The organism is Burkholderia sp. APQ4-4ca, assembly GCF_057837105.1.
In genome coordinates this window covers 281,451-302,916 of record NZ_JBYQCG010000072.1, presented here as the reverse complement: position 1 = coordinate 302,916, position 21,466 = coordinate 281,451, and the positions used below count along the sequence as shown (strand labels likewise).

The 21,466-nt window shown below is 68.5% G+C and carries 16 protein-coding genes and 1 pseudogene; 8 read left to right on the top strand and 9 right to left on the bottom strand.

Going from position 1 to position 21,466, the window contains the following annotated elements; all coding sequences use genetic code 11:
• The first annotated feature begins 49 nt into the window (after positions 1 to 49).
• A complete protein-coding gene (gene yddG, locus AC3IFE_RS07365; protein WP_489190063.1) occupies positions 50 to 994 on the top strand; it encodes an aromatic amino acid DMT transporter YddG in 945 nt (314 codons plus the stop codon).
• A 70-nt stretch (positions 995 to 1,064) separates the two neighbouring features.
• Here yddG and AC3IFE_RS07360 read toward each other — a convergent pair whose 3' ends face one another.
• Both AC3IFE_RS07360 and AC3IFE_RS07355 read right to left on the bottom strand, forming a co-directional pair.
• Positions 1,065 to 1,697: a LysE family translocator gene (locus AC3IFE_RS07360; RefSeq protein ID WP_489190062.1), complete on the bottom strand. Its 633-nt coding sequence runs from the start codon at positions 1,695 to 1,697 to the stop codon at positions 1,065 to 1,067.
• A 118-nt stretch (positions 1,698 to 1,815) separates the two neighbouring features.
• A complete protein-coding gene (locus AC3IFE_RS07355) occupies positions 1,816 to 2,712 on the bottom strand; it encodes a LysR family transcriptional regulator (protein ID WP_489190061.1) in 897 nt (298 codons plus the stop codon).
• A gap of 466 nt (positions 2,713 to 3,178) precedes the next feature.
• Between AC3IFE_RS07355 and AC3IFE_RS07350 the strand changes: the two genes are divergently transcribed.
• Both AC3IFE_RS07350 and AC3IFE_RS07345 read left to right on the top strand, forming a co-directional pair.
• On the top strand, positions 3,179 to 3,436 hold the full coding sequence (locus tag AC3IFE_RS07350; protein WP_006478949.1) for a hypothetical protein: 258 nt from the start codon (positions 3,179 to 3,181) through the stop codon (positions 3,434 to 3,436).
• Between the two features lie 292 nt (positions 3,437 to 3,728).
• Positions 3,729 to 4,031 carry a DUF4148 domain-containing protein gene (locus tag AC3IFE_RS07345; RefSeq protein WP_489190060.1) on the top strand — a complete coding sequence of 101 codons (303 nt, stop codon included), beginning with the start codon at positions 3,729 to 3,731 and terminating at the stop codon, positions 4,029 to 4,031.
• Between the two features lie 84 nt (positions 4,032 to 4,115).
• On the opposite strand, the gene AC3IFE_RS07340 is transcribed toward AC3IFE_RS07345, so the two are convergent.
• On the bottom strand, positions 4,116 to 5,888 hold the full coding sequence (locus AC3IFE_RS07340) for a diguanylate cyclase domain-containing protein (RefSeq protein WP_489190059.1): 1,773 nt from the start codon (positions 5,886 to 5,888) through the stop codon (positions 4,116 to 4,118).
• Complete coding sequence (locus tag AC3IFE_RS07335) at positions 5,885 to 7,015, bottom strand: ABC transporter substrate-binding protein (protein ID WP_489190058.1); 1,131 nt, start codon at positions 7,013 to 7,015, stop codon at positions 5,885 to 5,887. The genes AC3IFE_RS07340 and AC3IFE_RS07335 overlap by 4 nt, the downstream gene beginning before the upstream one ends.
• A gap of 148 nt (positions 7,016 to 7,163) precedes the next feature.
• Here AC3IFE_RS07335 and AC3IFE_RS07330 point away from each other — a divergent pair.
• From AC3IFE_RS07330 to AC3IFE_RS07310, 5 genes and pseudogenes are all read left to right on the top strand, one after another.
• Positions 7,164 to 7,458: pseudogene (locus AC3IFE_RS07330) on the top strand (hypothetical protein); the annotation flags it as partial.
• A gap of 63 nt (positions 7,459 to 7,521) precedes the next feature.
• Entirely contained in the window at positions 7,522 to 8,955 is a 1,434-nt protein-coding gene (locus AC3IFE_RS07325; RefSeq protein ID WP_489190057.1) for an aminotransferase-like domain-containing protein, read from the top strand.
• 94 nt (positions 8,956 to 9,049) lie between these two features.
• Positions 9,050 to 9,439, top strand: a complete 390-nt coding sequence (locus AC3IFE_RS07320) for a hypothetical protein (protein WP_489190056.1) — start codon at positions 9,050 to 9,052, stop codon at positions 9,437 to 9,439.
• Positions 9,440 to 9,634: 195 nt separating this feature from the next.
• Positions 9,635 to 11,419 carry a nitrite/sulfite reductase gene (locus tag AC3IFE_RS07315; protein WP_489190055.1) on the top strand — a complete coding sequence of 595 codons (1,785 nt, stop codon included), beginning with the start codon at positions 9,635 to 9,637 and terminating at the stop codon, positions 11,417 to 11,419.
• A complete protein-coding gene (locus AC3IFE_RS07310) occupies positions 11,416 to 11,853 on the top strand; it encodes a DUF934 domain-containing protein (RefSeq protein ID WP_089469919.1) in 438 nt (145 codons plus the stop codon). The genes AC3IFE_RS07315 and AC3IFE_RS07310 overlap by 4 nt, the downstream gene beginning before the upstream one ends.
• Before the next feature lie 82 nt (positions 11,854 to 11,935).
• Here AC3IFE_RS07310 and AC3IFE_RS07305 read toward each other — a convergent pair whose 3' ends face one another.
• The 5 genes from AC3IFE_RS07305 to nirD form a co-directional block, all read right to left on the bottom strand.
• A complete protein-coding gene (locus AC3IFE_RS07305; RefSeq protein ID WP_489190054.1) occupies positions 11,936 to 13,216 on the bottom strand; it encodes a virulence factor family protein in 1,281 nt (426 codons plus the stop codon).
• Entirely contained in the window at positions 13,213 to 15,807 is a 2,595-nt protein-coding gene (gene mprF / locus AC3IFE_RS07300) for a bifunctional lysylphosphatidylglycerol flippase/synthetase MprF (protein ID WP_489190053.1), read from the bottom strand. The genes AC3IFE_RS07305 and mprF overlap by 4 nt, the downstream gene beginning before the upstream one ends.
• 450 nt (positions 15,808 to 16,257) lie before the next feature.
• A complete protein-coding gene (locus AC3IFE_RS07295) occupies positions 16,258 to 16,692 on the bottom strand; it encodes a hypothetical protein (protein ID WP_489190052.1) in 435 nt (144 codons plus the stop codon).
• Between the two features lie 209 nt (positions 16,693 to 16,901).
• Positions 16,902 to 21,089 carry a bifunctional nitrate reductase/sulfite reductase flavoprotein subunit alpha gene (locus tag AC3IFE_RS07290; protein ID WP_489190051.1) on the bottom strand — a complete coding sequence of 1,396 codons (4,188 nt, stop codon included), beginning with the start codon at positions 21,087 to 21,089 and terminating at the stop codon, positions 16,902 to 16,904.
• Between the two features lie 16 nt (positions 21,090 to 21,105).
• Positions 21,106 to 21,450: a nitrite reductase small subunit NirD gene (gene nirD / locus AC3IFE_RS07285; RefSeq protein WP_047903106.1), complete on the bottom strand. Its 345-nt coding sequence runs from the start codon at positions 21,448 to 21,450 to the stop codon at positions 21,106 to 21,108.
• Between the last annotated feature and the right edge of the window lie 16 nt (positions 21,451 to 21,466).

Genomic DNA, 21,466 nt, shown 5'->3' with positions numbered 1-21,466 from the left:
GCTCCGAATCATTCGAAATCGAATCAGCATGTTGAAACAGGCAGCAAGCATGAAACGCAAGAACAACGCAACGCTCGTCGGACTCTGCGCGGTGCTGTTGTGGGCGTCGGTGGTCACGCTCGTGCGCGGAGTCAGCGAAAGCCTCGGCGCGACCGGCGGCGCGGCGCTGATCTATACGGTGGCGTCCGTGCTTCTGCTGTTTTCGATCGGCTTCCCCGACCTGAGCCGATTCCCGAAAAACTACCTGCTGTGGGGCGGGCTGCTGTTCGTGTCGTACGAGCTGTGCCTGGCGTTGTCGATCGGCTATGCGAGCGACGCTCGACAAGCGATCGAAGTCGCGATGGTCAACTATCTGTGGCCGAGCCTGACGCTCGTCGCGGCCATCGTGTTCAACAAGCAGCGCGCGAACCTGCTGGTCGTGCCCGGCGTGCTGCTGTCGATGCTCGGCATCTGTCGGGTGCTCGGCGGCGACCGGGGGCTCGACCCGGCCGGCATGCTGCGCAACGTCGCGGACAATCCGCTGAGCTACGGCCTAGCGTTCTTCGGCGCGCTGATCTGGGCCGGCTACTGCACGGTGACCGCGCGCATCGCCGACGGCAAGAATGGCGTGACGCCGTTCTTCATGCTGGTTGCCGTGGTGCTCTGGATCAAGTTCGCGATCGAAGGCGGCGGCGGCATGACGTTCAGTTGGCGCGCGCTCGCGTATCTCGTGCTGGCGGCGTCGGCACTCGGCTTCGGCTATGCGGCCTGGAACACCGGCATCATGCACGGCAACGTGACGGTCATCGTCGGCGCATCGTACTTCACGCCGGTGCTCGCCGCCGCACTCGCCGCCACGCTGCTGCGCGCGCCGCTGTCGGCGGCATTCTGGCAAGGCGCGTCGATGGTATGCGGCGGCTCGATCCTGTGCTGGCTCGCGACGCGCGGACGGCATCGTGACAAGACCGAGCCCGTGCCGATCGTCAAGGAAGCGAAGGGCAATTGCCACGGATGACGATGCCAGATGCCGTCGGCACAAGGCCGGATCGCTGCCGACGCTTCTCGGAACCGTCGACCGACGCGCGCTAGCTGCGCGATTCCAGCGCGATCCGCACGGCCAGCCCGGCCAGCACCGTCCCCATCAACCCGCGCTGAACCGCCGCCCAGAGCGGCCGCCCCGCGAGAAAACCCGCGATCGAACCGGCCGCGCATGCGATCAGCGCGTTGACGCCGACGCTCACCGCGATCTGCACGCAGCCGAGCGCCAGCGATTGCACGAGCACGCTGCCGTGCCCCGGCACGATGAACTGCGGCAGCAACGACAGATACATCACCGCGATCTTCGGGTTCGCGAGGTTCGTGACGAAGCCCATCGCGAACAATCTGACGCGGCTGTCGTGCGGCAACTGCCGGACCTGGAACGCGGAGCGCCCGCCCGGCTTCAGCGCCTGCCACGCGAGGTACGCCAGATACACCGCGCCGGCCACGCGCAGCGCATCGTACGCATACGGCACGGTCAGCAGCAGCGCGGTGATGCCCACTGCCGCGCACACCATGTAGAACACGAATCCCAGCGCGACACCGCCGAGCGACACAAGGCCCGCGCGGCGGCCCTGGCAGATCGAGCGCGAAACCAGATAGATCATGTTCGGTCCGGGCGTCAGCGCCATGCCGAGCGACACGAGTCCGAACGCAAACAGGGTAGCCAAGGCCGGCATGGCACGCTCCTTCAGGGCAATGACAACGAGGTCCGAACAATGTATTGCATCCCGGCCATCGTCGGCATGAATAAGTTGCAAGTGGCTAATGAGCGCGGTGCATCGTGTCTGCCGGTCGCTATTTGCCCTTTTTCGCGGGCGTCCGGGCCGTCTTTTCCGCCTTCGCGCGTCGCGCGTCGACGAGCCGCACGAACTCATCGGCAACCGCATTGCCGGCGGTATTCCACGCCAATCGCACGGAGCGATGCAGCCGTGGCGACAGCGCCAGCACGCGCCCGCCGAACGGCGTGTACGTCAGCGTGATGCGCGGCACGATCGACACGCCCATGCCGGCCTCCGCCATCGACAGGATCGTGCGCATCTCGACGACGTTGAACGCGGCGCGAAGCGGCACGCCGCCGCGTGCGAAGTAATCCGCAATCACGGGCCCGCACCCCGCCTTCGAGAAAATGAACGGCGCCGCGGCCAGTTGCCTGGCCGACACGCTCTTGCGGCCCGCGAACAGGTCGTCCGCCACGACCGCGACGAAATCCTCGTCGAGCAGCGGCAGGTTGTGCGCGAATGTCTTGGTGCCGGCCACCACGCCGACGTCGGCCGTCCCGTCGTCGATCCACGCTTCGACTTCACCGTCCGTGCCTTCGAGCAGCACCGCCGAGACGCCCGGGTGCATCTCCTTCAACGCCTCGAGCGCGGGAACGACGAACGCCAGCGACACGCTCGGCAGCGATGCGACCACCAGCCTCCCCTCGAGCTTGCCGCGCGACAGGCTGAACTGCTGGCGCAGCAGTTGCGCTTCGCGCACCACGCTCTGGACATACGGCCACAGGCGTTCGCCGGCCGCCGTCAGGACGACCGGCTGCCGGTCGCGCCAGAGCAGCTTGACCTGCGTGATGTCCTCCAGCTCCGTCAGCGCGTGACTGATCGCGGATTGGCTGCGGCTGAGCCGGTCTGCCGCGGCGGTCAGCGAGCCGAGTTCGACCACGGCGGCCAGGGCCTGCAACTGGGCAAGCGTCATCGGATTTCCTCGTTCGGAGATATGTACGCCACGCATGAGGCGGTCAATTCCCTTGAATTATATTGAACCGGTTCGACGGTCATGCATCGGGCGCGAGCGGGATTGCGCATGGGTTCTGAAAGCTGCGACGCGTAGTATTCGCAGACCGGCGTAGCGCTACGGCGGACAATGTCTTTAGAGGCTCGAAATGGAAACCTATGTGGTGCTGGGCTGTGGATTGGGCCTCGGCCTGTTGATCGCGATCTGGGGTATCTGGTCGCTCCGATGACGCGCGGCGGCCCCGTCCGCGCGCAAGGAATCCGTATGGAGAAGGACGGGAAACCGTGGTGCCGGCGAACGGTTCCGGTTCGCTCGATTCGCAGTCCGATTCAGTCCGCCATCGCCCATACCTGGCGCCGTCGGCCGGCGCGTCGCCCGTCCGGCGCCATGCCCTGCTCCATTCCAGAAGACGCGTTAGACTATTCGGATGGAACAATGCCGTTACTGTCAGAGAATCCGCGATGAATGGGATTGCCACGGCGACGAATGCCGCCGCGCAATCGCCAAGGCCCTGCGCCGGCAGCGCGCAGGCCTGCCGATGGTGCCCGACCGCATCCGCAACGAACTGCCGTCCGGCGCGCCGACCCAGCAGGTGATCGCCGTCCTGTCGCGCCAGCGCCTGCGCGCGCGGCGCGGCAACGAGGAACGCCGCGAGCGCAAGGAAATCGACGACGACGGGGTTTGATTCACCAGCGTTGTAGCCCTGTAATCCCTGCGCGGGGTATTCGCCCCGTCGTCGTTCGCCGGCGGGGCTTGCCGTCGCCCGCGCGCGATGCCCCCATACTCTCCCGCCATTGCCCGCCATCCCGGCAATACAGCATGGGGACGGATCGTATTTGCCTCCGCATTATTACCCGTAACGCAACGATCTTTCGCTCAAACTCACGTTTACCCTAGGTGAGCCGACGCCTACGATGTATTCAACCGCTGACGACATGGTGTCGAACGCGGAAAGCCAATAAACATCGGAGGTCATCATGAAATCGCTCGTTTCCGCAGTCGTTGCAGCCGTCGCCCTGTCCGCGTCGTTCGGCGCATTCGCGCAAAGCACCGTGACCCGCGCCCAAGTGCGCAACGAACTGGTCCAGCTCGAACAGGCCGGCTACAAGCCCAGCCAGGCGAGCCCGCACTACCCGGCCGACATCGAGGCCGCGCAAGCCCGCGTGCACGGCATCGACAACAGCGGCTTCGGTGCGCAACCGGCCGCGACCGTCGAGGGCGGCGCACCGGTCGGCCGGGCAGCACACAGCCTGCGCGACTCGGTCTACTTCGGCCACTAAGCGTGCCGCTGCGCGCCTCGCGCGTGCAGCCCGCATGCAAGACGAGCCCGTCCCGCGACGGGCTCGTCGCGTTTCGCCGCGCCGTCAGCGGTTGCCGCCAGACGCGGGGCGGCCGGTCTCGTCCGGCGCGCCGCCGCGGACCAGGTCCTGATAGCGTACGCACACGTACTGCGCGGATGCCTTCGCCGCGTACATCGCCGCGTCGGCCTTGACGAGCAGCTCCTCGGCCGATGCGCCATCCGCGGGAAATTCGCTGACGCCGATGCTCGCGCCGACAGCCATGCGCCCTTCGTCGAACTCCAGCTCCTCGGCCATCACGATCTGGATGCGCGTCGCGACATCACCGATCACGGCCGGCGAACCCACGTCGGAAATCAGCACGACGAATTCGTCGCCGCCGAGCCGTGCAGCCATGTCGTCGCCGCGCAGCACCTGGCTCAGCCGCTTCGCGACCGCGACGAGCGTGCGGTCGCCGGCCGAGTGCCCGTGCTGGTCGTTGATCTGCTTGAAGCGGTCGAGATCGACGAACATCACCGCCAGCCCCTCGTGCACCGCGGCCGCATGCCGGATCGCCGCATCGAGATGCTCCATGAACAGCAGGCGGTTCGGCAGGCCGGTCAGCGGGTCGTGACCGGCGAGATGCGTGAGCTCCTGCTGCTTCGCGCGCAGCATCGCCATCTGCGAGCGGATCTCGACGCGCATGCTGTCGAAACAACGCGCGAGCACGCCGATCTCGTCGGCCCGCGCGACCGGCAGCCGTTCGGCGGCCGAATCGTCGAACACGTGCGTCGCCGCGCGCGCGAGCGCCTGCAACGGCCGCGTGATCGCACGCGCGAACAGGATCGCGAGAATCACCGCCAGCACGCTCGACACGAGCACCATCCTGACGATCCGTTCTCCCAGCATCCCGTCCGGCGCGAGCACGTCGGCCAGCGGGCGGGCCATTCCGAGCACGACGAAGCGACTGCCCTCGTCGTGCCCGAACGGCGTACGCACGAACGCGAACATCTGGCCCGGCGCCTGATCGGGCTGCGCGAGCCCATTGAACGTCACGTTCGTACGCCCGCTGTCGAACAGCGCGCGCGTGACGGCAAAACGATCCTGCATCAGCACGCGCCGGCCGCGATCGAAACCGAACGTCTGTTCCGGATCGGGATGCACGAGGAAATCGCCCCACTGGTTCGCGAGATAGACCGCATAGTCGTCCGGCAGATCGCGCTCGATCCGGGCGAACACCCGAGAGAGTTCGACGTCGACGACGAGCGCGCCAACCGTCTGGCCCGACGCGTCGACCACCGGCGTCCCGACGCGCAGGATCGGCAGCCCTTCCGCCGCATGCGATCCCGTCCCGTGATTGATCACGATCGGTGACAGGTAGATATGACCGGGCGCCGTCGCGAGCGTGTCGAATACGTAGGAAAACTGCCCTTTCTCCTGAAACGCGCTTTCGGGCAGCACGACGATGCCGCGCGCATCGCGATCGACGCGAATGCGTTCGATCCCGAAGTGCCCGCTCGCGATCAGGCGGATCTGCAAGTATTCCGCATGATTTCTCATGAAGCTGTAATACACCTGCTCGAGCCGCATGCGTCGCGTGTTGTCCGGATTGTCGCCGCCCGCGACGGCCGCGGACGACGGCAACTGCGCGAGCACGAGCGCGTCGTCGGCAACGTCGGCGAGCGCGTTGGTGAAGCGCTGCCCGAGCAGTTGCGTCGACATCAGCAGACTGTGCTGCGCCTCCTGCGCCAGCATCGCGCGGTTGGCCCGATACGCGTAGTAGCCGGTCGTGCCGGACGCGATCACGCCGATGCACGCGAACAGCACCGACAGCTTCGACGTGAGCCCGAGCCGGATCATTTGGCGAACCGCTCCGGCCGATCGCCCGACACGATGCGGCTCCACAGCGACTCGCGGCGCGCGATGTCCTCCACCGGCTGAAGCCACACGAGATGCCGGCGCCCGGTATCCAGGCCGCGCGACGGCTCAAGGGTGTTCGCCAGCCCCTGACGCTCGGTCAGCAGCGTGCCGATCGCCGGTTCGAGCATGTAGTTGATCCACGCGAATGCAAGCTCGGGGCGTCGCGCGCCGCGCGTGACGGCCCAGCAATCGAGCCAGGCGAGCGCGCCTTCGTCCGGGATCACGTAGCCGACGTCGGCGCCGGCGCGACGCAATTGCTCGACCTGCTGCGTGCCGTAGTTGCCGAACATCAGCGCCGCCCGATGCTGGACGAACAGCGCGGTCGCTTCCTCGGGCAGCGTGTAGTACGTCAGCAGGTTGCGGCGCAGGTCGATCAGCTTGCGGGCCACGGCAAGCGTTTGCGCGGGCGACAGGCGGAACGGATCGGGATAGCCGAGCGCCAGCGCCGTGAACGAGAAATTGTGCTGCGCGCTGTTGAAGTCAAGCACCTTGCCGCGATAGCGCGGATTCCACAATTCGCGCATCGAGCGCGGCGCGGCCGGCACCTGCTTGCGGTCGTAGATCAGCCCCATCGACGAATACGTGAACGGAATCGCATAGAACGCGCCGTCCTGCACGAGGCCGCCGATCGTCGCGAGTTGCTGGAAATTCGGCAATTGCCGCCGCCGGTTCGGGATGCGCGACAGGTCGATGGGGGCGAGCAGGCGTTCATGCGCATAGCGCTGGATCTCGGCCGTGTTCGCGGCCAGCACGTCGTACGGCGGCGGCGACGCGCTGTGCATCCGCGTCCACAGCGCTTCGTCGGAATCGACCAGCGTCACTTCGACGCGCACATGAAACTGCGTCTCGAATGCGCTGACGATGTCGCTATCCGCGTAGCCGGGCCAGGCCAGCACGCGCAGCACGTTGTCGTTGACGGTTTCGGGAGAGGCGGCGAAGGCCGGCAAAACGGAGGCGAGCCCGCCCAGCATCGATATGACGAGCAGCATGCGCACGGCGCCGCGGGCGCGCGCACCTGCGCCGATTCCCCTGATCAATCGGACCCCGCGTGACTCGCCCGCCTGCATCCGACTGTCCTTTTTTGACTCGATGCGATATCCCGCAACGAGACCATAAAACGCAGGGGCACGCAATCGGAACAAGCCGCACATCGCGCATATTCGCGGGCCTCGCGGCCGAACGCACCCCAATTACCGGGCCCGCGTCGGGGGCACGCCGATGCACGCGCACGTCGCATCGCGCGGCGGGATCCAGAACTTCGCGGGCCATCTCGCGGACATCTTCTTCACGACCTTCACCGGCGTGATGCCGTCGATCACGACAGGCTCGTTCGTGGCGCCGCTCGCCGCGGGCCGGCCTGCTGTGCGTGCGCGTGGTCGGCAAGGTGCGCCGTGCCGTAGCCGCACGGCGGCAGCGGGCCGATCGTCGAGCCGAACGCGGCCTGACGCAGCGGGACGGCGCGGCCGCAACACCCGCGCCTTTCCTTTTCGGGCCGCGCATCGGACAATGAGCGCCGCCCGCCGGCGCGGCGCCGCTTCGCCCGCGCCGGCGACGACGCGCTCCGCCCACGCCGATGAAACGCTACGAAACCCTCGCCCATACGGTCGCCGACGACATCCGCAACGGCAACCTCGCCGTCGGCACCCGCCTGCCGTCGCTGCGGCAGATCATCGCGCAACATGGCGTGAGCCAGTCGACGGTGTTTCGCGCGTACTACCTGCTCGAACAGTGGGGGCTGATCCGTGCGCGCGAACGCTCGGGCTACTACGTCGCACCGGGCGCCCAGCCGGCCGCGAGCCCGGCGACGCAACGCCGCGCGAGCCGCGCCGGCGCCACGCGCAAGGTCGACATCAGCAGCCTCGTGTTCTCCGTGCTCGATGCGGCCACGCAACCCGGCATCGTGCCGCTCGGCTCCGCGTTCCCGGCGCCGCAGCTGTTTCCGCTGCCGCGCCTGGCGAAGTCGCTCGCGCAGGCCACGCGGCTCGTGAGCCCGTGGAGCACGGTCGTCGACCTGCCGCCCGGCAACGAGGCGCTGCGCCAGCAGATCGCGCGGCGCTATCTCGCGACCGGCATCTCGCAGCCGATCGACAAAATCGTCGTCACGAACGGTGCACTCGAGGCACTGAACCTGTGCCTGATGGCGGTGACGCGGCCCGGCGACGTCGTCGCCGTCGAAGCACCGGGCTTCTATGCCGCGCTGCAGGCAATCGAGCGGCTCGATTTGCGCGCGGTCGAGATTCCCGTCGATCCGCGCACGGGCCTCGATCTCGATGCGCTCGCGAACGCGCTCGACCGGCACGACATTCGCGCATGCTGGTTCATGACCAATTTCCAGAATCCGACCGGCGTGACGCTGACCGCCGAAAAAAAGCGCGCGCTCGTCGAATTGCTCGCGGCGCGCAACGTGCCGCTGATCGAGGACGACGTGTACGGCGAACTGCATTTCGGCCCCGACTATCCGCTGCCCGCGCGCGCGTTCGATCGCCACGGCCTCGTGATGCACTGCAGTTCGTTCTCGAAAACGCTCGCGCCCGGCTACCGGATCGGCTGGGCCGCCGCGGGCCGGTTCGCGGAGAAGGTGCAGCGGCTCAAGCTGATGACGACGCTGTCGGCCAGCATTCCCGCGCAGGCCGGCATCGCGAACTATCTCGAACACGGCGGCTACGACCGGCACCTGCGCAAGCTGCGCGGCGCGCTGCACACGCAGCTCGACCGAATGGACGACGCGCTGCGGCGCTGGCTGCCGGCCGGCGTCGAATGGGTGCGGCCCGACGGCGGCTATTTCCTGTGGCTCGCGTTTCCCGATGCGATCGACGCGATGGCGCTGCATCGCGAGGCGATCGCACGCGGCATCAGCTTCGCGCCGGGCCCGCTGTTTTCGGCCGCACACGGCTTCGAGCGCTGCGTGCGCGTGAACTTCGGCCATCCGTGGAGCCGCGACATCGAGCGCGCGATCCGCGTGCTCGGCGAACTGATCGCGCAGCCGGCGGTCCGCAAGGCAGGCTGATCGCGCAAGGCGCGCGCGCCGGCCGCGTCACGGCCATGCAGCCGCCCCGTACGCGGGTTACATTGCAGGTCCCGCCGCCCTTTCCCGATTGCCCATGAACCCATTGCCCCACCTCGATCACGACGCGCTGCTGGCACTGACGGCCGAAGCGGCGCACGTCACGCAGCCGTGCACCTGCACGAAGACCTCGCTCGCCGGCTGGACGACCCTGCCGCTGTCGCTGCCGGACACCCAACTGATCGAAGTGGCCACGCTCATCCCGCCGGGCGAACCCGAGCCGACCTACTCGGAATATCATCCGGCCGGCACGCGCTACGCGTCGGACGACGCGCCGATCGCGCCGCGCCATTTCCCGTACAACCGCTGCACCGTCAGTTGCTGTCGCGCGTGCGGCCGCCTGTTCCTGCGCTACCAGGAAGGCGGCGGCTACTTCATCGACCAGCGCATCCGCGCGCTCGATCCGACGCTCGTCGTCGACGCGTGACCGCGCGCACGGGCATGCGCGCATGCCCGGCCCGCACCGGCACCCCGCCGGTCATCTGCTACGCCTTTTTCGTTCCGATCTGCTGCTTGTCCCGCCGCATCGCGTTCCCTACGCTGTCTCCCGTTGCCTGACATCCGTCGCAACGTCCTTCCGCGCCGCGCGCCGTTCGCCGTGGCGCCTCTCGCGTATCACGTCATGTATCGATATACCGATTTCGACCGGGCGCTCGTGCACAGCCGCGCCGCCCAGTTCCGCGACCAGCTGGAACGCTGGCAGCAAGGCACCCTCGGCGAGGACGCGTTCCGGCCGCTGCGCCTGCAGAACGGCTGGTACGTGCAGCGCCACGCGCCGATGCTGCGCGTCGCGGTGCCGTACGGCGAGCTGTCGAGCGCGCAGCTTCGCATGCTCGCGCGGATCGCGCGCGACTACGACGTCCCCGACGACCCCACCTATCGCGCCGCGTGCGACGCGCAGGCGTTGCTCGGCACGTTGCGCCTGCCGACCCGCACCGCGCACTTCACGACGCGCACCAATGTCCAATTCAACTGGATTCCGCTTGCGAAGGCCGCCGACGTGATGGACCTGCTCGCGACCGTGGACATGCACGGCATCCAGACGAGCGGCAACTGCATCCGCAACATTTCGTGCGACGAACGCGCGGGCGTCGCGCCGGACGAGATCGCCGATCCGCGCCCGTTCGCCGAAGTGATGCGCCAGTGGACGACGCTGCACCCCGAATTCGCGTTCCTGCCGCGCAAGTTCAAGATCGCGATCACGGGCGCGACCGAAGACCGCGCGGCGACCGACTGGCACGACGTCGGGCTGAAGCTCGTGCGCGACGACGCTGGCGCACTCGGCTTTCGCGTGAGCGTGGGCGGCGGGATGGGCCGCACGCCGACGATCGCGACGCTGCTGCGCGCATTCCTGCCGTGGCAGCACGTGATGAACTACATCGAGGCGATCGTCCGCGTGTACAACCGCTACGGGCGGCGCGACAACAAGTACAAGGCGCGGATCAAGATCCTCGTGAAGACCGAAGGGCAGCGCTACATCGACGACGTCGAGGAGGAGTTCCGCCAGATCGTCGTCCACGACGGCGGCCCGCACACGATCCCGCAGGCCGAATTCGATCGCGTCGCCGCGTCGTTCGTCCCGCCGCGATTGAAACCGCGCACGCTCGACCTCGCGGACGCGAACGCACGCTTGTCCGCGCAGGCGAGCCGTCATCCGGCGTTCGCCCGCTGGCTCGCCCGCAATGTCGCCGATCATCGCGACCCGGCGCTGCGCATCGTCACGCTGTCGTTCAAGCGCCGCCTGCAGGCGCCCGGCGACGCATCGCCGGACCAGCTCGATGCGCTCGCCGATCTCGCCGACCGCTTCTCGGCCGGCGAGGCGCGCGTCACGCACACGCAGGACGTCGTGCTGCCGTGGGTACACGTCGACGACCTGTTCCTGCTGTGGGAAAACGCGCGCGCGATCGGCCTCGCGAGCGCGAACGTCGGGCTGCTGACCGACATGATCGCGTGCCCGGGCGGCGATTTCTGCGCGCTCGCGAACGCCCGCTCGATTCCGGTCGCCGACGCGATCGCCGAGCGCTTCGACGATCTCGACCCGCTGCACGACATCGGCGACCTCGACCTGCACATCAGCGGCTGCATCAACTCGTGCGGCCATCATCACAGCGGCCACCTCGGCATCCTCGGCGTCGACAAGGACGGCGCGGAGTGGTACCAGGTCACGCTCGGCGGGTCGGACGGCTCGATCGCGAGCGGCCCCGCGCGGCCGGGCAAGGTGATCGGCCCGTCGTTTTCGGCGGACGAAATCGTCGATGTCGTCGACGCGCTCGTCCATGCGTATCTCGACGCGCGCATCGACGCGAACGGCCGCTGCGAACGATTCATCGACACGGTGCGCCGCATCGGCACGGAGCCGTTCAAGGCCGCCGCGAACGCCGCGCGTCATCAGGAAGAACCCGCATGAACCACGAGACCGCGAACGCAAACGAACGCATCCGGCTGCTGACGCCGGCCGAACATGCCGACGACACCGAGCGGCACGGCACGACGACGCTGACGATCGGCAACGACGAGGAACTGCCACCGCTCGCCGCGCGCATCGCGCAGGCCGAGCGCATCGACCTGCAGTTTCCGTCGTTCACCGACGGCCGCGCCTACAGCCAGGCCTACCTGCTGCGCAAGCGCTACGGCTTCGCCGGCGACCTGCGCGCAACCGGTGACGTCCTGGTCGACCAGCTGCTGTTGATGGAACGCACGGGATTTTCGAGCGCGGTGCTCGGCGACGACACCGATCTCGCGGCCGCACGGCGGCAGCTCGACCGGTTTCCTGGCTTTTATCAGCGCGATGCGAGAACGACCATGCCGCCGCAGGACGCGGCAGCGCAGCCCGGAAAATGAAACGGGCGGCTCGCTGGCCGCCCGTACGATGAACCGGAAGCAAACCGGCCGGCGCCCGCCGTCACGCGGGCGCCACCGGCGTTCAGCGCGCCGCCGCCGGCTTGCCGAACCCGCCGAGGATCTTCTTCTCCAGCGCGATGTAATCGCGGCCGAAGTGGTGATCGCCCTGCGTCCTGATCACGTCGGCGCCCGTGTTCGCGAGCGCCGGGCACATCGTTTCCTTCTCTTCCGCGCCATAGAAGCACTGCACGAGCGACGGCGGCACCTTCGCGATTTCCGGCGCGACCTTCAGCGCACTGTCGCTCGCGGGCATGCCGAGCCAGCCCGTCACGCGGATCTGGAAATCGGCCGACGGCGCGAAGCCGAGCAGCGACATCACCGCGACCTTGTCGCGCAGGTCGGCCGGCAGCCGGTTGTACGCGAACGGCATCACGTCGGCGCCGAACGAGTAGCCGACCAGCGCCACGCGGCTCGCATGCCAGCGCGCCATGTAGGTGCGCATCACGCGGGCCAGATCGCGGCTCACCTGCGCGGGCGGCTTCTCGCTCCAGAAGTAACGCAGCGCGTCGATGCCGACCACCGATACGCCGTCGCGCTGCAGCGCCTCGGCGATCGTCTTGTCGAGATCGCGCCAGCCGCCGTCGCCCGAGATCACGATCGCAAGCCGGTCGCTGCCGCCCTTGGCCGGCAGCTCGACGAGCGGCAGGTCCGACACGTCGAGCTCGTCGCTGCTGCTGGTGTCGCGCAGATGCGACGTGACGAGCGAGACGAGCTTCTCGGTGTCGCCCGCGGCAGCCGTTTCGACGAAACCCGGCATCGCGCGGCGCACGATCGTCGGATCGGGCGGGCACGGCTTGAAGCGCGGATCGAGCTTCGTGGCCGGGCCGACCGCGACGACGCCGGCGATCGTGTTCTCCGGCGCCATCGACAGGATCTGTTTCGCGATCGCGCCGCCCTGGCCCACACCCGCGACGATCGGCGTGAAATAGCGCGACGACTGCGCAAGACGTTCGAGCTGATGGCTGACCGCCTCGGCGTCGCCGTCGAGGTGGTGGCAGGCCTCCTGCTTCGCGGCGAGATTCGCCGCGTAACGCCCGGAATCGACGCCGACCGTCATCGCGCCGGCTTTCGCGAGCGCGTCGGCCGCCTGCTGATCGGCGGCATGCCAGCCGGCCTCGCGCGAGAACAGCACGACGAAACCGCGCAGCGGCCCGCTCGGCCTGGTCACGGTCACGGGCCCATAGCGGCCGCCCGATACGGTTTCGGCTTTCACCGTGGCCGGCTGCGCTGCGCACGCGGCGCCGGCCAGCATCATTCCCGCGCAGGCGGCTGCCGCCCGCGCGATTCCCTTCTTCGACATCATGAACGCCGACCTCCAGCCAGCAATGACAGATCCGCGAGCGTGACGAACACGCCGACCGAGCCCGAGGCCGCGAGATAACGCGGCTCCCAGTGCGGTTCGAACTTGCTCTTGAAAGCGCGCAAGCCGCGGAAGTTGTAGAAGCGGCCGCCGAAGCGCCAGACCATCAGGCCGAGCCGGTGGAACGGCGACGGCATCTTCGCCGCGCCCATCCCCGAGAACGGCGCGATGCCCAGGCTCAGCTTGCGGAACCCCGCTTCCTTCAGATGCAGCGCGAGCTGCGTAAACAGATACTCCATCGCGTACGGCGACGCGTCCGGCAGATGGCGCATCACACCGACCGTCGCCTCGGTGTTGAGGTCGGTCGTCATGAACGTGACGAACGCGATCGGCTTGCCGGCCTGCCGCACCAGCATCACCGACTGCGTCGACAGATAGCCGTCGTGGAACGCGGCCACCGAGAAACTCTTCTCGCGCGCATCGCGGCTGTCGAGCCAGCCGTCGGAGATGTCGCGCAACGCCGGCAGCGCGGCCTGCACGTCGCCCGGCGCGATGACCTCGACCGTCAGCGCATCCTTGTCGCCGCGGCGCAGCGCGTAGCGCAGGTGCGAACGGTTCGATCCCTTCAGGTCGAACTGGTCGAGGGCGATGTGCGCTTCCTCGCCCAGCTTCATCAGCGTGAGCCCCGCGTCGAGATACAGCGGCAACGCATTCGCGCGCACCTGGTAGAACGCGGCGCGGCCGCTGTGCGCGTGCGCGAGCGCGATGAACTTGCTGATCAGCGCCGGCCACTCTTCACGCGGGCCGACCGGGTCGTGCAGCGCGGCCCACGTGCGGCCGTTCTTCGCGTACATCAGGAACGCGCGGCGCGATTCGGAAAACAGGAACGACTTGTCGCCCATCAGCGCGAGGCCCGCGTCGCTGCATTCCTGCGCGCGGATGATCTGCTCCGCGTCGATCAGGTCCTGCTCGGCGGGCTTCACGAAACGCCCGGGCGCCGGGCGCAGCAATTGCCACAGCGCGAACAGCGCGACGAACACGCCGGCGGCGAGTGTCGCGCGCAGCGCACGCGGCGCGCGCGCATCGAACGAGAAATGCGACCACAGATCGCGCGTGTAAGGCACGTCGCGGAACGCGAAGAACAGCACCCACACGGCCAGCATCAGCACCATCGCCACCGACACGAACCAGCTGACGGTGAAGCGCTCGGCGAGCAGCGACGAATGACGGTTGAACCGGCGGCGGCTGACGAGCAGCAGCACGAGCAGCGTGCCGAGCACGCCTGCCTCGACGAACGCGAGGCCCTTGGCCAGCGACAGCGCGAGGCTCGCGAGCGTCAAGGCGAACGTCATCCACCACGCGCCGTCGAGCCGGCGCAGCAGCCCGCGCGCGACAAACAGCAACGCGACGCCGAGCACGCTGCAGATCACCTGCGAGCCTTCGAGCACCCACAGCGGCACGATGTGGCGCAGGATCGCGATGCGATGCCAGAACGCGGGCGTCGCGCTCGAGATCACCAGCATCCCGCCGACCGCGAACGTCACGAGGCTCAGGAACACCGGCGCCAGTTGCGATACGCGCACGGCCTGCCGCGTCACGAGCCGGCGCCGCAGCGCGCGGCCCTCGAAGCCGGCCAGCAGGCCGGCCGACAGCACGAGCGGCACGCCGAAGTAGATCGCGCGATACGCGATCAGCGCGGCGACCATCGCGTGCGCGGGCACTTCGCGACCGAGCGTGAAGACCATCGCCGCTTCGAACACGCCGATCCCGCCCGGCGTATGGCCGATCATCCCGAGCAGCAAGGCGGCCGCGTAAACGGTGATGAAGGTCGGGAAGCCGACCGGCGCCGCCGGCAGCAATACCCACAGCGTCAGGCCCGCGGCGACGACGTCGAGCACCGCATAGAAGACCTGCGCGACGAGATCGCGCCGCGCCGGCACGTCGAACGATAGCCATTTGAAACGCGTGACGACCGGGCGCGCGGTATTGCCGCACAGCACGACCAGCGCGGCGAGCGCGACGAGCAGTGCAGCGCCCGTCCACGTGAGCACGCCGGGCGCGACGTGCAACATCGCGGCGAGCGCCTCCGGCACGCAGACCATGCCGACCGCGGTCATCAACACCATCGCGAGCGCCAGCGTGCCGCTCGTGAACACCGTCATCCGGCCGATCTGGGCGGGCGTGACGCCCGACACGCCGTACACGCGAGCGCGCACCGCCCCGCCCGTCAACGCGCCGAAGCCGGTCGCGTTGCCGAGCGCGGAACCGGCAATCGCGCCGATCCACAGCGCGACGCGCGGCACCTTGGCCGCGACATAGCGCAGGCCGACCGCATCGCGGGCGACGAGCGCGAGATAGCTGAGGGCCGTCGCGGCCAGCGACGCGCCCCATTCGCCGACGGACATGTAACGCAATTGGCGGATCACCGACCGGTAGTCGACGGATTCCGACAGATGCTGGAAAACCACGATCAGCAGCAGGCCGATGCCGAGCGCGAGCAGCGGCGACAGCACGCGCTCATGGCGGATCAGCGCCCGGGCACGGGCGATCACCGCCTCGGCACGGCCGGGCGAACCAGGGTGGCGGGAAGACATAACGTGTTCAGTGGTGGTGCATAGCGTGTCGCGGCGCGGATGGGCCGGGCGGCGACAAAAATCTCGTTGTTCTCCTCGGGCGGCCGGCCATCGGGAAGGCTGGGGCGCCGGGATCAGAACTTACGAGTATAAGGAACTTATATTACAAAATCTTTCACACGGGCATTGTGCGGTTTTGTGGCACGTTTGCCGCGCGTCCGTGGCCGGTCGCGTGCCCACCTCGCATCAAAATGCGTGCGGCGGACACGCGCAAGGTGCGCATCATACCGGGAACCGCGGTGGTTTTTTCATCAGATGAATGACTTGCGATGCATTTGGGAGGAATCTGCCGCGCCGAGCCCGGCCGGCGAGGACGGAAACGCGACGGCCCGGCACGTTTCGGAATGGCGGCGGGTCGATTCGGTGCGCCTCTCCCGGCGCACCACGCGTATGGAAATTCGCTGCCGCGCGTCACTTCGCGCGCTCATGCTCCCCCAACCCGATCGCCTTGTAGTCATAGGTCGGGTAGAACTCCGTCCGGTACGCGCCCCAGGCCGTATCCTCGAGCACGCGGTTGACCTCGCGCAACCGCGACGCCGGCAGCCGCAGCACGACGATCTGCCCGATTCCCATCGTCACGGTCCAGCTCACCACCTCGACGCCCGGCGGCGGAAACGCCTTGTAGAACCCCTGCTTCGCGAGTTGCGCATTCAGCTCGGCAAGCGGGCGCGACTGGTCGTGCTTCAGGAATACGGTCAGCAGCACCGCGTTGTCGGGTGTCGCAGTGGCCGAACCTGCCGGCACCGTCGACGTCTGGCCGATCGCCGGTGCGCTGGAAACCGCGGCGACCGCCAACACGGCGGCAATCGCGAACGTTCGAATCGGAAAATGCGGGAAGACGGTCATCACGCGACTCCATGGCTTCGTTGGGGGGAGCCGACATCATGCGCCGCCGGACCCATTGCTGCAGCGAGCGGCCGATGCGATTCCGACGCGCCCGAGCGGCTGGCGTTTCCGCTCGAAGCGTTCATGCGCGCCCAGCAGGCGCACGCACGGGAGCGCCTGCAGTCGACCTGCCAGCGAAACTGGCGGACAACCGCCCGCCGCTCGCACGCTCAATACACGTCGCGCATGTACCGCCGCGCCTTCGAAAGCCGCGCGACGTAGTCGTTCGCGGCTTCGTCCGACATGCCGCCGTGCTCGGCGACGACCGCCTTCAGCGCCGTATCAACGTCCTTCGCCATGCGCGCGGCGTCGCCGCACACGTAGAAGTGCGCGCCTTCCTCCAGCCATGCGAACAGCTCGGCGCCCTGCTCGCGCATCCGGTCCTGCACGTAGACCTTGTCGGCCTGATCGCGCGAGAACGCGAGATCGAGCCGCGTAAGGAACCCGCTGTCGCGCATCGCGCTCAGCTCGTCGCCGTAGTAGAAGTCGGTCTGCGCGTGCTGCTCGCCGAAGAACAGCCAGTTGCGCCCGCGCGCGCCGCGCGCCTGCCGCTCGTGCAGGAAGCCGCGGAACGGCGCGACGCCGGTGCCCGGGCCGACCATCACGATCGGCACGTCGCCGTTCACAGGCGGCCTGAAATGCGCGGACTTCTGCACGAACACGGGCACGCGGCCGTCGTCCGCGCGATCGGCGAGGAACGTCGACGCGACGCCTTTGCGCGCGCGCCGCCCGTTGTGATAACGCACGGCCGACACGGTCAGGTGAATCTCGCCCGCGTGCGCGCTCGGGCTCGACGCGATCGAATAGAGGCGCGGCTGCATGCGCTTGAGCATGCCGACCAGCTCCGCGCCCGACAGCTCGACCGGGTATTCGTGCAGCACGTCCGCCAGTTGTTGCCCCCACAACCATTGCTTGAGGTCGGCCTTGCGATCGTCGCCGAGCAGCGACTTCAGCGCGCCGTTCGCGCTGCGCGACGCGATGAAGGCCAGCGTGTCCGGATGCGGGCGCGTGATGTCGAAGTGGCGCGCGAGCGCGTCGCCGAGCCGGATATCGCCGACGCCCGGCACCGACACGGGCGCATCGGCCTTCAGCGCGGTGACGGACAGCAGCTCGTCGACCAGCTCCGGACAGTTGGTCGGCCACACGCCGAGCGCGTCGCCGGTTTCGTATTCGAGGTTCGCGCCCTGGGTCGACAGCGACACGTAGCGCGTGTCCTTCGCGGCGCCCGGCCGGTTCAGCCGCAGGTTCGCGACGAGCTTCGACGGCGCCGGATGCGCTTTCGTCGGCAGCAGCCCCGACGGGCTCATCCCGCCGGACGGCACCGCGTGCAGCGCGGCATCGGCCTCCTTGATCCGCGCGACGACGCGCTCGAGCCACTGATCGGCATCGTGCTGGAATTCGACGTCGCAATCGACACGCGCACAGAGGCGCGCCGCGCCGAGTTCCGCGAGCCGCGCGTCGAGCCGGCGGCCGTGGCCGCAGAACTGGTCGTAGTTGCGGTCGCCGAACGCGAGCACCGCGAAATGCACGCCGTCGAGGCGCGCGGCGCTGCCGGCCTGCAACGCGTCCCAGAACTCGCTGCCGTTGTCGGGTGCATCGCCGTCGCCGAACGTGCTCGTCATCAGCAGCACGTATTGCGCACCGGCCAGCGAGGCAACCGGATAGTCGGACATGCACGCGGTGCGGATCTCGAAGCCCGCGTTCATCAGCTTCGTCGCGTAATCCTCGGTCAACGATTCGATGTTGCCGGTCTGCGATGCCCACAACAACGTGACCTTCGGGCGCGGGCGCACGATGCGCACGCCGCCGGCCGCGGCGGCGTCGGCCGGCAGCGCCGGCGCGGCACGCTCGGCGGCGTGCACGGGCAGCGAGCGGCTGAACAGCCCCGCGAGCATGCCGTCGAGCCAGAACCGCACGGGCGGCGTCAACGGCGCGCCGGCCGGCAGCACGGGCACGCCGCCGTCGCGACGGCCGGCGCTCGCCTTCAGACCGCTGACGAGGCCGGCCACGTACAGCCGCTCGGTGTCGGTCAGCGGCGGCGGCGCGAAATCGGCGACGCCCAGCGCGGCCGCGAAAGTGTCGATGTCTGCCATGTCGGGTTCCTGTGAAGCAGTGGCCTGCACCGTCGCAGGCGCGGGCCGCGCATCGTCGGCACCTGCATCGGGTTGCGCGGTGTCGTCGTCGGCGTGCGCGAACGCATCGGCTTCGACGCGCGTGAGCGCGACCGCGCAGTATTTCAGTTCGGGTTGCTGCGATTCCGCGTCGATCGCGTCGTTCGTCACCGCGTTGATGCACAGGTCGTCGCCGTACACGTCGTTCCAGTGCATCGGCGCGAAGCAGTTGCCGCGCCGCACGCGGTCCGTCACGACGGCCGGCAACACCGCGCGGCCGCGCGCCGAACGAATCTCGACGCTGTCCTTCGCGGCGATGCCGAGCGCGCTCGCATCGTCCGGGTGCAGCTCGACGAACGGGCGCGGGTTGAGCTTGTTCAGCATCGCGACCTTGCCCGTCTTCGTCATCGTGTGCCACTGATGCTGCAACCGCCCGGTGTTCAGCACGATCGGGAACGTGTCGTCGGGCAGCTCGGCCGGATCGACGTGCGGCCGCGCGAAAAAGCGCGCCTTGCCCGACGGCGTCGGGAACGCGATGCGCGGCGCGTCGCCGCCGTCGGCTGCCGTGCGCGGCGGCTGGCTCACGCCGTCGTTCAGGTAGCGGATCGGGTGCCGCTCGCGCGCGGCGCCCGGCGCGACCGGCCATTGCACGGGCCCGTCGCGCAGCGCCGCGTGGCTCGCGCCGCGCAGATCGTAGCCGGTCGCCGGATTCGAGAAGCGCACGATCTCGTCGAACACGTCGGCCGCCGACGCATAGTCGAACGCATCGCCGAAACCCATCGCGCGCGCGACTTCCGCGATGATGCGCCAGTCGGGCAGCGCATCGCCGGGCGGCGCGACCGCCGCGCGCATCAGCGTCATGTTGCGCTCGGAATTGATCATCACGCCGTCGCCCTCGGCCCACAGCGCGCCGGGCAGCAGGATGTCCGCGTAGCGGTTGGTCTCGGTGTCGAGGAACGCGTCCTGCGCGATCACGAGTTCTGCGGCTTGCAGCCCGGCGATCACGTTGCGCCGGTTCGGCACGGTCGCGACCGGATTCGTGCAGACGATCCAGCACGCCTTGATGTCCCCGGCCGCCATCCGCTCGAACAGGTCGACCGTGCCGTTGCCGGTGTCCTTGCGCAGCGTGCCGGCCGGCACGCGCCACAGGTTCTCGACGAAGCGGCGATCGTCGTCGGACGCCACCGAGCGCTGGCCCGGCAACCCCGGCCCCATGTAGCCCATCTCGCGTCCGCCCATCGCGTTCGGCTGGCCGGTCAGCGAGAACGGCCCGCTGCCCGGGCGGCAGATCGCGCCGGTCGCGAGATGCAGATTGCAGATCGCGTTGGTGTTCCACACGCCGTGCGTGCTCTGGTTGAGCCCCATCGTCCAGCAGCTCATCCATTCCTGTGCGTCGCCGATCCATTGCGCGGCCGTGCGGAGGTCGGCTTCGGCCAGCCCCGTGATCTCCGCGACGCGCTCGGGCGTGTAGTCGGCAAGGAACGCGGGAATCGCGTCCCAGCCTTCGGTGTACGTATCGATGAACGCGGCATCGGTGCGCCCGTTCGCGTGCAGCAGGTGCAGCAGCCCGTTGGTCAGCGCGAGATCGGTGCCCGGCCGAATCTGCAGGAACAGGTCGGCCTTGTCGGCGGTGCCGGTGCGGCGCGGATCGACGACGATCAGCTTCGCGCCGGCCTTCACGCGATCCATCATCCGCAGGAACAGGATCGGATGACAGTCGGCCATGTTCGCGCCGATCACGAAGAACAGGTTCGCGCGATCGAAATCCTGGTACGACCCGGGCGGCCCGTCCGCGCCGAGCGACTGCTTGTAGCCGGTGCTCGCGCTCGCCATGCACAGGCGCGAGTTCGACTCGATGTTGTTGGTGCCGACGAAGCCCTTCGCGAGCTTGTTGACGAGGTATTGCGCCTCGATCGACATCTGCCCCGACACGTAGAACGACAGCGCATCGGGCCCGTGCGTATCGAGCACCGCGCGCAGCCGCCGCGCGGTCTCGGCGATCGCGTCGCGCGCCGGCAGCGGCACGAGGTCGTCCTCGCGGGCGCGCCGCACGAACGCACGGTCGAGCCGCCCCGAGCGGCGCAGCGCGACGTGCGCGGACGAACCCTTCGTGCACAGCCGCCCGAAGTTGGTCGGATGGTCGGCGTCGCCGGACACCTTGACGACTTCGCCGTCCTCGACGTGCAGCACCATCCCGCAGCCGACGCCGCAGTACGGGCACACGCTCTTGACGGGGGTGGCGGTCATGCGTGCTCCGGGACGTTCAGGCTGCGATCCATACGAAGCCGTCCTCGACCCGCGACGGATACGCGCTCACCGACTGCTCGGGCGCTTCCAGGCATTCGCCGGTGCGCAGGTCGAAGTGCTGCTTGTACAACGGCGATGCAACGACGACGCGCTCGCCGAGGCTGCCGATCAGCCCGCGCGACATCACGGCGGCCTGCGACACGGGATCGACGTTGTCGATCGCGAACACGCCGCCGTCGGCGTGCGCGACGTGAAACACCGCGACCTGCTCGCCGTTGACGAGCGCGCACACGCCGGTGTTCGGCACGATGTCGTCGAGCGGGCACACGCGGGTCCAGGACAGCGGAAGACGATCGTTCATGATGGGCTCCTTTATA

What these genes read in the sequence shown, in the direction of transcription:
- yddG (WP_489190063.1), top strand. Translation starts at nt 50, where the DNA reads ATGAAACGCAAGAACAACGCAACGCTCGTCGGACTCTGCGCGGTGCTG.
- AC3IFE_RS07360 (WP_489190062.1), bottom strand. Translation starts at nt 1,697, where the DNA reads ATGCCGGCCTTGGCTACCCTGTTTGCGTTCGGACTCGTGTCGCTCGGC.
- AC3IFE_RS07355 (WP_489190061.1), bottom strand. Translation starts at nt 2,712, where the DNA reads ATGACGCTTGCCCAGTTGCAGGCCCTGGCCGCCGTGGTCGAACTCGGC.
- AC3IFE_RS07350 (WP_006478949.1), top strand. Translation starts at nt 3,179, where the DNA reads ATGGAACAATGCCGTTACTGTCAGAGAATCCGCGATGAATGGGATTGC.
- AC3IFE_RS07345 (WP_489190060.1), top strand. Translation starts at nt 3,729, where the DNA reads ATGAAATCGCTCGTTTCCGCAGTCGTTGCAGCCGTCGCCCTGTCCGCG.
- AC3IFE_RS07340 (WP_489190059.1), bottom strand. Translation starts at nt 5,888, where the DNA reads ATGATCCGGCTCGGGCTCACGTCGAAGCTGTCGGTGCTGTTCGCGTGC.
- AC3IFE_RS07335 (WP_489190058.1), bottom strand. Translation starts at nt 7,015, where the DNA reads ATGCAGGCGGGCGAGTCACGCGGGGTCCGATTGATCAGGGGAATCGGC.
- AC3IFE_RS07325 (WP_489190057.1), top strand. Translation starts at nt 7,522, where the DNA reads ATGAAACGCTACGAAACCCTCGCCCATACGGTCGCCGACGACATCCGC.
- AC3IFE_RS07320 (WP_489190056.1), top strand. Translation starts at nt 9,050, where the DNA reads ATGAACCCATTGCCCCACCTCGATCACGACGCGCTGCTGGCACTGACG.
- AC3IFE_RS07315 (WP_489190055.1), top strand. Translation starts at nt 9,635, where the DNA reads ATGTATCGATATACCGATTTCGACCGGGCGCTCGTGCACAGCCGCGCC.
- AC3IFE_RS07310 (WP_089469919.1), top strand. Translation starts at nt 11,416, where the DNA reads ATGAACCACGAGACCGCGAACGCAAACGAACGCATCCGGCTGCTGACG.
- AC3IFE_RS07305 (WP_489190054.1), bottom strand. Translation starts at nt 13,216, where the DNA reads ATGATGTCGAAGAAGGGAATCGCGCGGGCGGCAGCCGCCTGCGCGGGA.
- mprF (WP_489190053.1), bottom strand. Translation starts at nt 15,807, where the DNA reads ATGTCTTCCCGCCACCCTGGTTCGCCCGGCCGTGCCGAGGCGGTGATC.
- AC3IFE_RS07295 (WP_489190052.1), bottom strand. Translation starts at nt 16,692, where the DNA reads ATGACCGTCTTCCCGCATTTTCCGATTCGAACGTTCGCGATTGCCGCC.
- AC3IFE_RS07290 (WP_489190051.1), bottom strand. Translation starts at nt 21,089, where the DNA reads ATGACCGCCACCCCCGTCAAGAGCGTGTGCCCGTACTGCGGCGTCGGC.
- nirD (WP_047903106.1), bottom strand. Translation starts at nt 21,450, where the DNA reads ATGAACGATCGTCTTCCGCTGTCCTGGACCCGCGTGTGCCCGCTCGAC.